This window comes from Micrococcus sp. EWR3.9.1, assembly GCF_052615555.1.
Genome location: NZ_JBQXFD010000002.1, coordinates 199,474 through 214,793 on the forward strand (window position 1 = coordinate 199,474; position 15,320 = coordinate 214,793).

The window sequence follows — 15,320 nt, forward strand, 5'->3', positions numbered from 1 at the left end:
GTGGGTGGGGTCTTGGATGTGCGCGGGCCAGTCTACGGGAGGCCCCGCGCGGGGCCGGGGTCAGCGGCGGCTCACTCCGCGATCTCCTGGTACGCCGCGAAGAGCAGGGACGCGTCCGGGATGTCCACGGTGGTGGGCTGCGCGAGCCCGTCCAGCAGGACGAAGCGCAGCTGGTCGCCGCGGTTCTTCTTGTCCCGGCGGATGCCCTCGAGCAGGGTCTGCCACCGGTCCCCGCGGTAGGAGACGGGCAGGCCCAGGGCTGTCAGCACCGACCAGTGCCGGTCCGCGGTGGCGTCGTCGAGCCGGCCGAGGGATCGGGCCAGCTCGGCCGCGAAGACCAGGCCCACGGACACCGCGGCGCCGTGGCGCCACTGGTAGCGCTCGGCGAGCTCGATCGCGTGCGCCATCGTGTGGCCGTAGTTCAGGGCCTCGCGGGCGCCCGACTCGCGGGGGTCGCGGGAGACGATGTCCGCCTTGACCCGGATCGAGCGCTCGATCAGCTCGCGCAGCCGCGCGGAGTGCGGGTTCTGGGCCTGGGCCGGGTCCTCCTCGATCAGGTCGAGGATCGCGGGGTCGGCGATGAAGCCGCACTTCACGACCTCGGCCAGGCCGGAGATCAGCTCGTTGGCCGGCAGGGTGAGCAGCGTGTCCAGGTCGGCCAGCACGCCGGCTGGATTGTGGAACGCCCCCACCAGGTTCTTGCCCTCGGCGGTGTTGATGCCGGTCTTGCCGCCCACCGCCGCGTCCACCATGCCCAGCAGGGTGGTGGGCATGTGCACGACGCGGATGCCGCGCAGCCACGTGGCCGCCACGAAGCCGGCCAGGTCGGACACGGCGCCGCCGCCCACGGAGACGATCGCGTCCGACCGGGTGAAGTCGTTCTGGCCGAGCACCTGCCAGCAGAACCCGGCCACCTGCAGGTGCTTGCCCTCCTCGGCGTCCGGGGTCTCGGCGGTCAGTGCGGTCAGGCCCACGGCCTCGAGGTCGTTCTTGACGACGTCGCCGGTGGCCCGGAGGGCGCGCGGATGGATGACCAGCACGCGTCGGACGGTCGGGCCGAGCATGTCCGGCAGGCGCGCGAGCAGGCCCCGGCCCACCACCACGTCGTAACCGCCGTGCACGGCCGCCTCGTGGCCACCGGCCACGGGGATGACCGTCACGTCCTCGGGTGCCGCCGGAGCGGCCACGGGCGCTGCCCCCGGGGTCTCCTGCTCGGTGCTGTCCGGCTGACGGTCCGTCATGGGTGTGACTCACTCCTTCGGGGGCGGTGGGCGTCCCCCACGATACGCCAGGCCGCCTCGGCGGCCGTCAGGCCTGTGGTGTCGAGCACGAGGTCGGCGACCTGGCGGTACAGCCCCTCGCGTTCGGCGAGGATACGCCGCCAGGTCCCGGCGGGGTCTCCGGCCAGGACGGGGCGGCCCGCGCCGCCGCCCACGCGGCGCAGCGCCTCGGCCTCTCCGACCGCGAGGTAGACGACGTCGGAGTCCGGCCCGGCCAGCGCGCGGCGGGTGCCCGGATGCAGGACGGCGCCGCCGCCGCACGAGAGGACGCATGGGGCGGGTCGGCCGAGCACATGGCCGATGACGCGGGCCTCCTCCGCCCGGAACGCGGCCTCGCCGTGCTCGGCGAAGAACTCCGGGATCGGGCCGTGGACCTGGGCGAACAGCTCGTCGGAGTCCACGAAGGGCAGCCCGGTCAGGGCGGCCAGGGCCCGGCCGACCGTCGTCTTGCCGGCCCCCATCGGGCCGACGAGGACGACCCGGCGGGCCGGGCGCGCGTCCGGGTCCTCGTCGGCCGCGGCGGCCACCGTGGCCGCGGCCGTCAGGCGCGCCTCGAGGGCGCCGGTCATGCCCTCCCACGGGCACACGGTGACGGGCCCGGGGACGGGACGCGTGCTCGGGTCCGGTCCCGGGGCCGGCGCGGTCCCGGGGGTGTCGGTCACGGCAGGGGGTCGCCCATCGGGCCGTCCGCCACGGCGTCGGCGCCCGGCTCCGGCAGGGCGGGGACCGCGGCCTGGAACGCCCCGAGGTTGCGGCGCGTCTCGGCCACGGAGTCACCGCCGAACTTCTCGAGCATCGCGTCAGCCAGGACGAGGGCGACCATGGCCTCGGCGACGATGCCCGCGGCGGGCACGGCCGCCACGTCGGAGCGCTGATGGTGGGCCGTGGTCTCCGCGCCCGTGGCGACGTCGACCGTGGGCAGCGCGCGCGGCACCGTGGCGATCGGCTTCATCGCGGCACTCACGCGCAGCAGCTCGCCCGTCGACATGCCGGCCTCGATGCCGCCGGCCCGGTCGCTCGTGCGCCGGGGGCGACCGTCCGCGCCGCGGGCGATCCCGTCGTGGGCGGCGGAGCCGCGTCGGGCGGCCATGGCGAACCCGTCGCCGACCTGCACGCCCTTGATCGCCTGGATGCCCATCAGTGCCCCGGCCAGCCGCGCATCGAGGCGGCGGTCCCAGTGCACGTGGGAGCCCAGGCCGATCGGCACGCCGTACGCCAGCACCTCCACGACGCCGCCGAGGGTCTCCCCGGCGCGGTGGGCGTCGTCGACCTCGGCGACCATCGCCGCCGAGGTCTGCGGGTCGAGGCAGCGGACCGGGTCGGCGTCGAGGCGGGCCTCGTCCTCGGGGACGGGGAACGGGTGGCCCTCCGGCAGGGCGGCCTCCCCGAAGGCCACGGTGTGGGAGACGATCCGCACGCCGAGCTCGCCGAGGAAGGCGCGGGCGACGGTGCCCAGGGCCACACGGGCGGCGGTCTCACGGGCGGAGGCGCGCTCGAGGAGGGGACGGGCCTCGTCGAAGCCGTACTTCTGCATGCCGGTCAGGTCGGCGTGGCCGGGCCGCGGGCGGGTGAGCGCCGCGTTGCGGGCCAGACCGTCGAGCTCCTCCGCGGGGACGGGATCGGCGGCCATCACCTTCTCCCACTTGGGCCATTCCGTGTTGCCCACCTGGATCGCCACGGGCGAGCCGAGGGTGCGGCCGTGGCGGACGCCGCCGAGGATCGTCACCGCGTCCTGCTCGAACTTCATGCGCGCGCCGCGCCCGTACCCCAGGCGGCGGCGCGCGAGCGCGTCCTGCACGTCCTGCGTCGTGACCGGGATCCCGGCCGGCAGTCCCTCAACGATTCCTGTGAGCGCGGGGCCGTGAGACTCCCCCGCTGTCAACCAGCGCACCATGGCGTGCAGTCTCTCACGCACGGGGCACCGCGCCGCCGCGTGTGACCGGACGGGACGCGCCGGATGCGGCGTCCGGCGCTCAGCCGGCGGCCGGCCCCAGGGCGTCCGCCGCGGCGCGCGTCACCGCCGCCCAGTCCGGCTCGGGCATCCCGGCCGCGGCGCGGGGCCGGGCCGTGAACAGCCGCACCTGCTCGACGCCCTGGTGCAGCAGCATGGACAGCCCGGACGCCACCGGACCGCCCTCCCGGGACCAGGCGGCCGCCAGCACGGAGGGCCACGGGTCGTAGGCCGCGTCCAGCAGGGGCGGCAGGGCGGCGTCGGCCGGCACGTGCGCGGCCAGGGCGTCCGCGGCGCGCGGCGGCAGGGTGGCGACGACGGCACGCAGCCCCGGCGCCCGCCGGAGCAGATCCGCCTGGGTCAGGGTCGCCCAGCGCAGCCCCAGCGCGTCGGCCAGGGCCGTCACCTCGGCGGCGCGGGCGGCGTCGCGGACGCCGAAGAGCACCGCGTTCGCGCCGAGCGTGGCGGCGGCGAGGACGGCCGCCGTCGCGGTCCCCCCGTTCCCGAGGACGCCGACGGTCCCGCCCCGGGCGGCACGGTCGAGGCCGGCCGCGGCGAGGGCGCCGAGGATGCCGTCCACGTCCGTGTTCTCGGCGTGGACGACCCCGGGGGCGGCGGGATGGTCGCGCACGAGGGTGTTCGCGGTGCCCAGGAGCCGGACGCGGTCGCTGACGTGCCCGGCGGCGGCGACGACCGCCCGCTTCAGCGGCATGGTGACGGAGCAGCCGAGCCAGTCCTGCCCGCGGGCCGCGGCCGCGCCGCCGTCGGCCGCGCCCGGGGCGCCGAGGTGCTCGGCCGCGAAGGCCAGCACCTCGTCCTCGCCCAGGTCACGGCGGCCGTAGTCGACGTCGAGGCCGAGGACCCGGTAGGCGGCCGCGTGCAGCACCGGGGAGAGCGAGTGGGCGATCGGCCGGCCCAGGACCGCCGCGCGCAGCACGGGGCGCATCAGCACACCCCCGGATTGGACGCGCAGTAGCGCTGCAGGGTGCGCACGTGCTGCTGGTGCTCCTCATAGGTGCGGGAGAACTCGGTGTGGCCGGTGCCGATGTCCGTGGTCACCCAGTAGTAGGCGTCCGTCTCGGCCGGGTCGAGGGCGGCCTCGACGGCCGCGTCGGAGGGCATGCCGATCGGACCCGGCGGCAGGCCCGGGTGCACGTACGTGTTGTAGGGGTTCGAGGCGTCCTGCCGCTGGCCCGAGGTGAAGCTGAGGCTGCGCACTCCGAGGCCGTACGTGACGGTGGCGTCGATCTGCAGGAGCCCGTGCGTCTCGGTGTTGTCCGGGGCGAGGCGGTTCTCGATGGCGCCGGCGACCTGCTGGTAGTCCTGGGGCAGGGCCTCCGCCTCGAGGATGGAGGCGATCGTGAGCACGCGCTGCTGCTCGGCCGGGTCGCGGACGTCGAGGGCCTCGAGCTCGGCGAGGGTGGGCCGGACCAGGGCGTCGAGCACCTGCCCGGCGGTGGCGTCGACGGGGAGGCGGTACTCCCCGGCGTCGAGCCAGCCCTCGAGCGTGCCCGCCTCCCCGGGGACGCCGTAGCGGGTCGGGTCCTGGGCGGCGGCCTCGAGCTCCTCGCGGGGCAGCCCCGTGGCCTCGGCGACGGCGTCCAGCACCTCGGTGAGTCGCCGCCCGCGCTCCACGAGCACGTAGTGCACGGCCCCGTCCGTGGCACCCTGGAGCACCGCGAGGGCCTCGGCCGCGGGCATCCGCTCGCGCAGCACGAAGTCCCCCGAACGGACGAGACCGCTGCCCGTGTCCCTGGCGGCGCGCTCGAAAGCACGGGCTGAGCCCACGATGCCGGCCCGGTCCAGGCGGGCCGCCACGGAGCCCAGGTCCTCGCCCGGCTCCACCGAGAACGTCACCTCGTCGCCCTCGACGGCCGTGTGGTCGGGGCCGCTCAGGAAGCCGCGCACGATCAGCCCGACCACGACGGCGAACGCCACCAGCACCGTGCCCAGCACCAGCGCGGTCCGCCGCCGGCCGGCGCCGCGGTCGACCCGCGAGGCCGGGTGGGACCCGGTGCCCCGGCGGCGCAGGAACGTGCGGGGCCGGCGTGGGCCGGCCGCGCCGACCGGCTGGGACGGGGCGCCGACGTCGGCCTCGTCCGCCTCCTCGTGGGCGAAGCCGAACACGTCGAGGTCGTCGTGGACGTCGGCCTCGTCGTCGAGCAGATCGTCCCAGTGGTCCTCACGCCGAGCGTGCTGGTGGTCGCCGGTCACCGGATCGGCTCCCGGTCCTGGCCGGCCCAGCGCCCGGTGCGGCGCTGCTCGTCCACGGCGGCCTGCAGGATCGCGACGGCGGCCGCCTGGTCGATCACGCCGCGGCTGTCCTTGACGGACCGGCCCGCGGCCCGCAGTCCGGCCTGCGCGGAGACCGTGCTGAGCCGCTCGTCGACGAGCCGGACCGGCACAGGGTGGCCCGCCTCGGCCAGGGCGGCGGCGACGGCGTCCGCGTAGTCGAGGGCGTCCTGCGTGGACGGCGTGTGCTCGCCCCGTAGATTCACCGGCAGGCCGACGTACACGGCGACGACGTCGAGCTCGCGTGCGTGGGCGACGAGCTCGTCCACGTCACGACGTCGACGCGCATCCCGCCGCAGGGTGGCCACGGGGGTGGCGATCAGGCCGTCGGGGTCGGCCGACGCGACGCCCACGCGGGCACGGCCGACGTCGACGCCGAGGGTGCGCCCCCGGCGCACGGCGTCGGTTGCCGCGTTGGCCCCGTCCTGACCTGCGCTCACGTCCGCCTCAGGCCGCGCGCACCGCGGCGACGACGGCGTCGAGCGCATCCCCGACGCGCGTGACGTCCTGGCCGCCGCCCTGGGCGACGTCGTCCTTGCCTCCGCCCCCGCCGCCGAGCACGCCGGTGGCGGTCTTGACCATGGCGCCCGCCTTGAGGCCGGCCGCGCGGGCGGCCTCGTTGGTCGCCACGACCACGAGGGGCCGGCCCTTGGCCTCGGCCGTGAGGGCCACGAACACGGGCGTGCCCGCCGCGTTGCCGCCGGCCGACTCGATCCGGGCGCGCAGGTCCAGCGCGAGGGAACGCAGCTGGTCCCCGGCCACGTCGCCGGCGTGGTGGGCCAGCACCCGCACCGACGTCCCACCGGACGTCGTGACGTCCCGGGCCTGCGCGGCGAGCTGTCCGGCCTGGGCCTGCAGCGCCTGGGCCCGCAGCTCCGCGACCTGCTTCTCGGCCGCCTTGAGCCGGTCCAGGGTGGCGCCGATGCGGTCCTTGAGCTCCTCGGCCGGGGCCTTGAACATCTCCGAGAGCTCGGAGACGAGGGTGCGCTCCGCGGCGAGGTGGCGGAACGAGTCCAGGCCGACGAGGGCCTCGACGCGGCGGTTGCCCGAGCCCACGGACTGCTCGCCGAGCAGGGTCAGCGAGCCGATCTGCGCGGTGCGGCCCACGTGGGTGCCGCCGCACAGCTCGCGGGACCAGGCGCCGTCGATCTCCACGACGCGCACCCGGTCGCCGTACTTCTCGCCGAACAGGCTCATCGCGCCGAGTGCGCGCGCCTCCTCGAGGCTCATCTCCTGGGTGAGCACGGTGTGGTCGTCGCGGATGGCGATGTTCACCACGTCCTCGACCTCGGAGCGGGCCCCGGCCGAGAGCGACTCGGCCCAGCGGAAGTCGAAGCGCAGGTAGCCCTCCTTGTTGAAGGAGCCGGACTGGGTGGCCTCGGGGCCGAGGATCTGGTGCAGCGCGGCGTGCACCAGGTGGGTGCCGGAGTGGGCCTTCTCGCCGTCAAGGCGGCGCTGCAGGTCGATCGCGCCGAGGGCCTGCGCGCCGGCGGCGACCTCGCCGTCGAGGACCTTGACCCTGTGCACGGACAGCCCCTTCACGGGGGCCTGCACGTCGAGCACCTCGAGGCGGAAGCCGTCGCCGGTGATCAGGCCGGTGTCCGCGGCCTGGCCGCCGGACTCCGCGTAGAACGGCGTGGCGTCTAGGACGAGCTCGAGCTCCGTGCCGGCGCCCGCGGACGGGACCTCCTCGCCGTTCTGCAGCAGGCCGCGCACCACCGACTCGGTGGTGTGCTCGGTGTAGCCGGTGAAGTGGGTCTGGCCTTCGGCGCGCAGGCGCTGGTACACGGCCGTGTCCGTGTGGCCGGCCTTCTTGGCCTTGGCGTCCGCGCGGGCGCGGTCGCGCTGCTCGGCCATGAGGGCGCGGAACCCGGCCTCGTCCACGGCGACGCCGGCCTCCTCCGCGATCTCCAGCGTCAGCTCGATCGGGAAGCCGTAGGTGTCGTGCAGCTCGAACGCGTCCGGGCCGGCGATGCCGCCGCCCGCCGAGCGGGCCTGGCCCACCGCGGCGTCGAGGCGGGCCGTGCCCGCGGCGATGGTCCGCAGGAACGCCTTCTCCTCGGCGTAGGCGATCCGGGCGATGCGCTCGAACTCGTCCGCGACGACCGGGTAGGTGCCCTTCATCGCGTCCCGGGAGACCGGCAGCAGCTCGGGGAACACGGGCTCGGTGACGCCCATCAGGCGCAGGGCGCGGACGACGCGGCGGATGAGGCGGCGCAGCACGTAGCCGCGGCCCTCGTTGCCGGGACGCACGCCGTCGCTGATCAGCATCAGGGCCGAGCGCACGTGGTCGGCCACCATGCGCAGGCGGACGTCGTCGTCGTAGTGCGGGTCGGCCGGGTCCTCGGTGGAGGTGTAGGAGCGACCGGCCAGCTGCGCGGCGCGGTCGAGCACGGGGCGGACCTGGTCCGTCTCGTACATGTTCTCCACACCCTGGAGGATCATGGCGAGCCGCTCGAGGCCGAGACCGGTGTCGATGTTCTTGTGCTCGAGCTCGCCGGCGACGTCGAAGTCGTCCTTCGAGCGCACCGCGGAGAGGCGGTACTGCATGAACACGAGGTTCCAGATCTCGATGTAGCGGGTGTCGTCCGCGGCCGGGCCGCCGTCGACGCCGTACGCGGGGCCGCGGTCGTAGAAGATCTCCGAGCAGGGGCCGCCCGGGCCGGGCTGGCCGGTGTGCCAGTAGTTGTCCTCCTTGCCCATGCGCTGGATGCGCTCTGGACGGACGCCCACGTCCTCGCGCCAGATGCGCTCGGCCTCGTCGTCCTCGCGGTACACGGTGACCCAGAGGCGCTCGGGGTCCAGGCCGAAGCCGCCGTCCTCGACCGAGGACGTCAGCAGCTCCCAGGCCATCGGGATGGCCGTCTCCTTGAAGTAGTCGCCGAAGGAGAAGTTGCCGCACATCTGGAAGAAGGTGCCGTGGCGGACGGTCTTGCCGACCTCCTCGATGTCCGCGGTGCGGATGCACTTCTGCACCGAGACGACGCGCGGGCTCGGCGGGGTCTGCTCCCCCAGGAAGTACGGGATGAACGGGACCATGCCGGCCACCGTGAACAGCAGCGACGGATCCGGCGAGACGAGCGACGCCGACGGCACCACGCGGTGCCCCCTGGACTCGAAGAAGGCGGTCCAGCGGCGGGCGATCTCCTGGGACTTCATGCGGGGGTGTCCTTCTGCGTGGTGGTGGTCTGGGGGCGGGCGGCGCCGTGCGACGGCGGCTCCACGGTCTCCCCGGAGATGATCGGCCCCGTGTGGGGCAGGTAGGGCGCGGCCCAGGGGGCCTCGGCGCGGACGCGCTCGGCCAGGCGCCGGGCACCGTCCTGCAGGGCGGCCGCCGCGGCGTCGGCGGCGGCCTCACCGGCCTGGCGGGCCAGACGCTCCGGGTCCAGGCGGGCGGAGAACCCCGCGCGCCCCCCCGCGGAGCCAGGGTCAGACGTCGGCGCGTCGGTCGCGTCGGTGGCCGGGTGGGCACGGTCGCCGAGGGCGCGGTGTGCGAACCAGCCGGATGCGGCGCCGGCGCCGACGAGCAGCAGCGAGCGGAGCATGGCGGGGGCCTCCTTCGGACGGCAGGGATTCCGGCCCCACCTTACCGGGCGCGGCGCCGATCCCCGGCGGCGGGCCCGGGGGACGCCGCAGGCCCGGTCACCTCCGAGAGGTGACCGGGCCTGCGGGACGCGCGGGGCGCCGTCGTCCGGGACGGACCCGGCCGCGGCGGATCAGCGCGCGTAGTACTCGACCACGAGCTGCTCCTCGCAGGTCACGGGGACCTCGGAGCGCTTCGGGCGACGGGTGAGGGTGGCGCGCAGCTTGTCGATCTCCACGGTCAGGTAGCCCGGGGTGGCGGGCAGGACCTGCTGGTGGGCGCCGGCGGCGGCCAGCTGGAAGGGGACCATCTTCTCCGAGCGCTCGTGCACGTGGATCATCTGGCCCTCCTTCACGCGGAACGAGGGGACGTCCACGCGCTTGCCGTCCACCATGATGTGGCGGTGCACGACGAGCTGACGGGCCTGCTGGATGGTGCGGGCGAAGCCGGCACGCAGCACGAGGGCGTCGAGGCGCTGCTCGAGGAGCTCGACCAGGTTCTCACCGGTCAGGCCGGCGGTGCGCTTGGCCTCCTCGAAGTAGCGGCGCATCTGGGCCTCGCGGATGTTGTACTGGGCGCGCAGACGCTGCTTCTCCTTGAGGCGCACCGCGTAGTCCGAGTCCTGCTTGCGGCGGGCACGGCCGTGCTGGCCGGGGCCGTACGGACGACGCTCCATGTACTTCTCGGCCTTGGGAGTCAGCGCGATGCCCAGGGCGCGGGAGTGCCGCACGGTGCGGCGGGTGCGAAGGTTGCCACTCATGGTGGACCTGCCTTTCCTTGACGTGCGGCACGGTTCGGGTTTGTCTCGAGGTCTCGTCCGGGCGCCGGGGCGCACGGGTCAAGGGGCCTCGAACCTGGCCTCCCCGCGATCCTGAGGAGAGCTGAGGGGCGTGCCGCCGCCCGTCATCCACTGATGCGCTGCGCGTCCCTCGCCCGGGCACGCGGGCGTCCGCGGGGATCCGAGCGAGGGGGATGCGTCCGGGGCGCAGCGCCTGCCAGACCGGTCCACCTTACCAGAGCGACGACGACGGGGCGGGCCGGGGCTCAGGCGCGCGGCGTGGCCGCGGTGCCGGGGTCCGCGCCGAGGAGCTGACCGGCCTGGTCCAGGTGGGAGGCCTCGACCAGCACGTCGTACGACTCGGCCTCCATGGTCTGCAGGGACGTGAAGTCGCGCCTGCCGCCGGTGGCCGCGTGGCCGATCGCCCCGAAGACCGCCCCCCACAGGGCGCCCAGGCCCAGGGAGATCAGCAGGATCCAGAGGAACCCGAAGCCGGGGGCGAAGATCGAGAAGAGCAGGCCGAGCAGGAGGCCGAACCACAGGCCCTGCAGCCCGCCGCGGACGGCGGCCTTGCCGGTGGTCATCCGGCCCAGGACCTGCTCCACGGAGCGCAGCCCGGTGCCCACGATGCGCACGCGCTCCACGGGGAACCCGGCGTCGGAGAGCTGGTCCACGAGGGCCTGGGCCTCGGCGTAGGCCGGGACGGAGCGCAGGATGCGGTAGTCGGCCTGCGGGAGGGCGGGGCCGCCGGCGCCGGGGCGGCCGTACGGGGCCGGCTGCTGCGCGGCGGTGTGCTGGGGGGTGGACTGCTGCGGAGTGGACTGGGTCATGGGGGCGGCTCCTTCTGTTCCTTCTGTGCGTCGGTGGTGCATGGGGGCGCGAGCGGGCGAGGAGTCGGCGGGCCGACGTCGACCGCCCCGCTCATCCCTGGACAACCGGTGATCCGGGGTCTTTATTCCGCGCGGCCGCCCGAGGCGTCCGCCCTCGGGCCCGGCGCGCGCTCAGTCGCCGCGGATGATCCGGCGCAGCGCGGCCACCTGCTCGGTGAGCCGCTTCTCGTGTCCGATGGGCTTGGGCCGGTAATAGTCCCTCCCGACCAGGGGGTCCGGCGCGTACTGCTGACGGGCGACGGCGTGCGGCTCGTCGTGGCTGTAGACGTAGCCCTGGCCGTGGCCGAGGGCCGCCGCGCCGGGGTAGTGCGCGTCCCGCAGGTGCGCCGGCACCGCGCCCGTGTGGCCGGCCCGCACGTCCGCGATCGCCTCGTTCACGGCGGTGTAGCTCGCGTTGGACTTCGGCGCGGTGGCCAGATGCGTCACGGCCTGCGCCAGGATGATGCGTCCCTCCGGCATGCCGATCAGCTGCACGGCCTGGGCGGCGGCCACGGCGGTCTGCAGCGCGGTCGGGTCGGCCATGCCCACGTCCTCGGACGCGGAGATGATCAGCCGCCGGGCGATGAACCGGGGGTCCTCCCCCGCCTCCAGCATCCGGGCGAGGTAGTGCATCGACGCGTCCACGTCCGAGCCGCGGATGGACTTGATGAAGGCACTGATCACGTCGTAGTGCTGGTCGCCGTCCTTGTCGTAGCGCTGGACGTGGTGGTCCATCGCCTGCGCGGCGTCCTCGTCCGTGACCGCGACGGCGCCCTCCCCCGCCCGGCCGGCCTCGCGCGCCTTGTCCAGGGCGACGCCGGCCGCGGCCTCCAGCACCGTGAGCGCCCGCCTCGCGTCGCCGCCGGCCATCCGCACCAGGTAGTCCCGCGCGTCGTCCTGGAGCACCACGGCGCCGTTGAGCCCGCGCTCCTGGGTCACGGCACGGTCCAGCAGCCCGACGATGTCGTCGTCCGTGAGGGGACGCAGCGTGAGCAGCAGCGACCGGGAGAGCAGGGGTGCGATCACGGAGAAGGACGGGTTCTCCGTGGTCGCGGCCACCAGCACGACCCAGCGGTTCTCGACGCCCGGCAGCAGCGCGTCCTGCTGCGCCTTGGAGAAGCGGTGGATCTCATCGAGGAACAGGACGGTGGTGCGCCCGTAGAGGTCCCGTTCGCGCTGGGCCTGCTCCATCACCTGCCGCACGTCCTTCACACCGGCCGTGATCGCGGACAGCTCCGTGAACGTGCGCCCGGGGGCGCGGGCGATCACGTGGGCCAGCGTCGTCTTGCCGATGCCCGGAGGCCCGTAGAGGATGACCGAGCTCGGTCCCGCGGCGGAGTCCGGATCGGGCTCGGCGAGCTTGCGCAGCGGGGAGCCCGGCCGCATGAGGTGCCGCTGGCCCAGCACGTCATCCAGCGTGCGCGGGCGCATGCGCACGGCCAGCGGTGCGCCGGGGTGCGGGGCGGCCACGGTGCCGGCCGGGCCGTCGTCGTCGGCCCCGTTGTGGGCGGCGCTGAAGAGGTCGTCCATCGGGTCCAGGGTAGTCCTCGGCCCGCGGGGGCGTGGGTGGCATCATGGCCGCATGAGCCCCGCCGCCCCGCGCACCGACCACACCCACGTCCTGCTGCTGCGCGGGATCAACGTGGGGCGGAGCAACCGTGTCGGCAAGGACACGCTGATCCGCTGGGCCCAGGCCGCCGGCGGGGAGGCGGTCACCACCCACCTGGCCAGCGGCAACGTCCTGTTCCGGGCGTCCTCCGACGCAGCCGCGGAGGGCGTGCGGCAGGGGTTCGCGCGACGGGCGCGTGAGGAGGGCGGCCTCGACGTCCCCGTGGTCCTCGTGGACGTGGGCACGCTCCGGCGCGCCCTGGAGCTGCACGACGCGCTCCCCTGGGCCGGCGGCGAGCCGAAACGCACGCAGCTCACCGTGCTCGAGGACGACCCCGCACCCGAGGCGGCCGCCGCCCTGGCCGCGCTCGACCACGGGGACGACCGACCCGCGGGGCCGGATCGCACGGCCCTGGAGGGACGGCTGCTGTGGATGCGCTGCGCCGCGGGGGTCGCCGACTCCCCGCTCACTCCGGCCCGCCTCGACCGGGCGCTCGGGGTGCGCGGCACGGCCCGGAACCTCACGACGGTGCGGGTGCTCGCGGGGCTGCCGAGCGAGGACTGACCTCGGCGGACGGCACGCGGGGCGTCCGGGGCGTCGACACCCGCGGGACACCGCGCGCTGGCCGGGACGTCACGGACCGTTCACATCCGTGCGATGGGGTGACCCCGTCCTCCGCCTCCCTGCCCTGACTGGAGCATCCATGCCTCGCCTCGCACGCCTCGCCACGGCCGTCACCGCCGCGACCCTGTCCACGGCCTTCCTCGCCCCGGCCTCCCTCAGCGCGCCCGCCCCGCACTCGGCCACGGCCCAGCGCGCCGCCATCGCCGCCAACCCGTCCGGCAAGAGCATCGAGCTCACCCGCGCCGGCACCCACGAGACCGGCGTGTTCGGCGAGTCCGCCGCCGAGATCCCGGCCTTCGACGCGGTCTCCGGCCGCCTGTTCGTGGTGAATGCGCAGCGCGGCGCCGTCGACGTCATGCGCCTGGGCGCCGACGCCGCCCCCGTGGCCGAGCGGACCCTCTCCGCCGAGGGCCTGCGCACCGCGGACGGCTCCGTCACGGACAAGGGCGCCACGGTGAACTCCGTGGCCGTCTCCGGCGGCGTGATGGCCGTCGCCGTGGAGGCCGCCGAGAAGACCGACCACGGCTGGGTCGTGTTCTTCGACACCACCACCCTGCGCTACCTCGGCGGCGTGCGGGTGGGTGCCCTGCCGGACTCGCTGGCCTTCTCCCCGAACGGGGCGTACGTGGTGGTCGCCAACGAGGGCGAACCGGCCGACGACTTCTCCGTCGACCCGGAGGGCACGATCTCCGTGGTCTCCGTACCGAAGAACGCCCGGCAGTTCTCCCGCCTGACCCAGGACGCGGTGCGCACCGTGGACTTCCGCGCCTACGACGCCGGCACCGCCCTGCCCGCCGGCGTGCGCGTCTCCGGCCCCGATATGGCGGTGCCCGCCGGTCACGAGCCCGCCGGTCGGGTGGCTCGCAACCTCGAGCCGGAGTACGTCACCGTCGACCCGACCGGACGCACCGCCTACGTGTCCGTGCAGGAGGCCAACGCCGTCGCCGTCGTGGACCTGAAGTCCGCCACGCTGGAGGACCTCTGGGCGCTGACGCCCACCGATTGGTCCACCGAGGGCGTGCTGGACGCCTCGGACAAGGACGGCGGCATCGAGCTGGGCCACTGGCCGGTCGACGGCCTGCCCATGCCCGACGGCATCGACACGTACCGCTGGCGCGGTCAGAACCTGGTCGTCACCGCCAACGAGGGTGACGGGCGGGAGTGGGGCGACTTCAACGACTCCGAGCGCGTCAGCGACCTGGACCTGTGCGCCGCCGAGTTCCCGGGGGCCAAGGCCCTGCAGAAGAAGGATGCCCTGGGCCGCCTGAAGGTGCTCACCGACCTCGGCTACGACTCTGAGCGCGAGTGCCACTCCTCCCTGACCACACTGGGCGGCCGGTCCTTCTCCATCTACACCGCGGACGGCACCCGCCTGTTCGACTCCGCCGGCATGATCGAGGAGCAGATCGCCCGGCTCGTGGCCGCCGGCGAGCTGCCGGAGCACGCGTTCAACGCGAACAACGACGAGACCCCGTCCGGGGACTCCCGTTCGGATGACAAGGGCCCCGAGCCCGAGTCCGTGGTGGTGGGCACGATCCAGGGCCGCACCTACGCGTTCGTGGGCCTCGAGCGCATCGGCGGCGTGGTGGTCTTCGACATCACCGACCCGCGGAACGCCACCTACGTGGACTACGTCAACGACCGTGACTGGGATGCCGCGGGCGACGACGCCACGGCCGGCCTGGGTGACATGGGCGCCGAGGGCCTGACCTTCGTGCCGGCCGACGAGTCCCCCTCCGGCACCGCCCTGCTGATCGTCGCCAACGAGGTCTCCGGCTCGACCACCGTGTACGAGGTGAATCCGACCCGTCGTCAGTGATCCGCTGACGCGGACCGGTTCCGGGCGCGTTGCAGAATGGCTGCATGAGAGCCGTTCTGCAACGCGCCCGTTCCGCGTCCGTGACCGTCGACGGCAAAGTCGTCGGCTCCTTCGAGGGCGAGGGGCTGGTGATCCTGCTCGGCGTGACCGTCGACGACACCGAGGCCGAGGCCGTCCAGGTGGCCCGCAAGGTGGCCGGGCTCCGCATGCTCGACGGCGAGCGGTCCCTCACCGACGCCGGTGCCCCGGCGCTCGTCGTCAGCCAGTTCACGCTGTACGGCGACGTGCGGAAGGGCCGGCGGCCGTCCTGGACGCGCGCGGCGAAGGGCAACCAGGCCGAGCCGCTCTACGAGCGGTTCACGGCCGAGCTCGAGGCCGCCGGCGTGCGCGTGGAGCGCGGGGTGTTCGGCGCGAAGATGGACGTCTCCCTCACCAACTCCGGGCCGTTCACGCTGATCGTGGACTCGGACGAGCTGGCCGGTCCGCGGCGCGGCTGAGGCGGGCCCGCCGCGGAC

At 74.8% G+C, this 15,320-nt stretch carries 14 protein-coding genes; 3 read left to right on the forward strand and 11 right to left on the reverse strand.

Annotated features, from left to right (window positions below; all coding sequences use genetic code 11):
- Positions 1 to 71: 71 nt before the first annotated feature.
- From aroB to ACUJ8O_RS02550, 11 genes are all read right to left on the reverse strand, one after another.
- Positions 72 to 1,241: a 3-dehydroquinate synthase gene (gene aroB, locus ACUJ8O_RS02500; protein ID WP_445373116.1), complete on the reverse strand. Its 1,170-nt coding sequence runs from the start codon at positions 1,239 to 1,241 to the stop codon at positions 72 to 74.
- Positions 1,238 to 1,849 carry a shikimate kinase gene (locus ACUJ8O_RS02505; protein WP_240967061.1) on the reverse strand — a complete coding sequence of 204 codons (612 nt, stop codon included), beginning with the start codon at positions 1,847 to 1,849 and terminating at the stop codon, positions 1,238 to 1,240. Before ACUJ8O_RS02505 ends, aroB begins: the two co-directional genes overlap by 4 nt.
- A gap of 89 nt (positions 1,850 to 1,938) precedes the next feature.
- Entirely contained in the window at positions 1,939 to 3,174 is a 1,236-nt protein-coding gene (gene aroC, locus ACUJ8O_RS02510; RefSeq protein ID WP_445373120.1) for a chorismate synthase, read from the reverse strand.
- A gap of 79 nt (positions 3,175 to 3,253) precedes the next feature.
- Positions 3,254 to 4,177 carry a shikimate dehydrogenase family protein gene (locus ACUJ8O_RS02515; protein WP_063188948.1) on the reverse strand — a complete coding sequence of 308 codons (924 nt, stop codon included), beginning with the start codon at positions 4,175 to 4,177 and terminating at the stop codon, positions 3,254 to 3,256.
- Positions 4,177 to 5,445: an endolytic transglycosylase MltG gene (gene mltG, locus ACUJ8O_RS02520; RefSeq protein ID WP_063188937.1), complete on the reverse strand. Its 1,269-nt coding sequence runs from the start codon at positions 5,443 to 5,445 to the stop codon at positions 4,177 to 4,179. Before mltG ends, ACUJ8O_RS02515 begins: the two co-directional genes overlap by 1 nt.
- Complete coding sequence (gene ruvX, locus ACUJ8O_RS02525; RefSeq protein ID WP_041103686.1) at positions 5,442 to 6,011, reverse strand: Holliday junction resolvase RuvX; 570 nt, start codon at positions 6,009 to 6,011, stop codon at positions 5,442 to 5,444. Before ruvX ends, mltG begins: the two co-directional genes overlap by 4 nt.
- Positions 5,971 to 8,682 (reverse strand): alanine--tRNA ligase, encoded by a 2,712-nt coding sequence (gene alaS / locus ACUJ8O_RS02530; protein WP_445373117.1) that lies wholly within the window; start codon positions 8,680 to 8,682, stop codon positions 5,971 to 5,973. The genes ruvX and alaS overlap by 41 nt, the downstream gene beginning before the upstream one ends.
- Complete coding sequence (locus ACUJ8O_RS02535; RefSeq protein WP_020621562.1) at positions 8,679 to 9,068, reverse strand: hypothetical protein; 390 nt, start codon at positions 9,066 to 9,068, stop codon at positions 8,679 to 8,681. The genes alaS and ACUJ8O_RS02535 overlap by 4 nt, the downstream gene beginning before the upstream one ends.
- A gap of 171 nt (positions 9,069 to 9,239) precedes the next feature.
- Positions 9,240 to 9,866 carry a 30S ribosomal protein S4 gene (rpsD, locus tag ACUJ8O_RS02540; RefSeq protein WP_036313685.1) on the reverse strand — a complete coding sequence of 209 codons (627 nt, stop codon included), beginning with the start codon at positions 9,864 to 9,866 and terminating at the stop codon, positions 9,240 to 9,242.
- A 284-nt stretch (positions 9,867 to 10,150) separates the two neighbouring features.
- Positions 10,151 to 10,714 (reverse strand): general stress protein, encoded by a 564-nt coding sequence (locus tag ACUJ8O_RS02545; protein ID WP_020621560.1) that lies wholly within the window; start codon positions 10,712 to 10,714, stop codon positions 10,151 to 10,153.
- Between the two features lie 171 nt (positions 10,715 to 10,885).
- Positions 10,886 to 12,283, reverse strand: a complete 1,398-nt coding sequence (locus ACUJ8O_RS02550; RefSeq protein ID WP_044659815.1) for a replication-associated recombination protein A — start codon at positions 12,281 to 12,283, stop codon at positions 10,886 to 10,888.
- A 52-nt stretch (positions 12,284 to 12,335) separates the two neighbouring features.
- Here ACUJ8O_RS02550 and ACUJ8O_RS02555 point away from each other — a divergent pair, with 52 nt between their 5' ends.
- From ACUJ8O_RS02555 to dtd, 3 genes are all read left to right on the forward strand, one after another.
- A complete protein-coding gene (locus tag ACUJ8O_RS02555) occupies positions 12,336 to 12,926 on the forward strand; it encodes a DUF1697 domain-containing protein (RefSeq protein ID WP_044659816.1) in 591 nt (196 codons plus the stop codon).
- Between the two features lie 139 nt (positions 12,927 to 13,065).
- Positions 13,066 to 14,805, forward strand: coding sequence for a choice-of-anchor I family protein (locus tag ACUJ8O_RS02560; RefSeq protein WP_044659817.1), 1,740 nt, complete (start codon positions 13,066 to 13,068; stop codon positions 14,803 to 14,805).
- 44 nt (positions 14,806 to 14,849) lie between these two features.
- Entirely contained in the window at positions 14,850 to 15,302 is a 453-nt protein-coding gene (gene dtd, locus ACUJ8O_RS02565; RefSeq protein ID WP_044659818.1) for a D-aminoacyl-tRNA deacylase, read from the forward strand.
- The last annotated feature ends 18 nt before the right edge of the window (positions 15,303 to 15,320 follow it).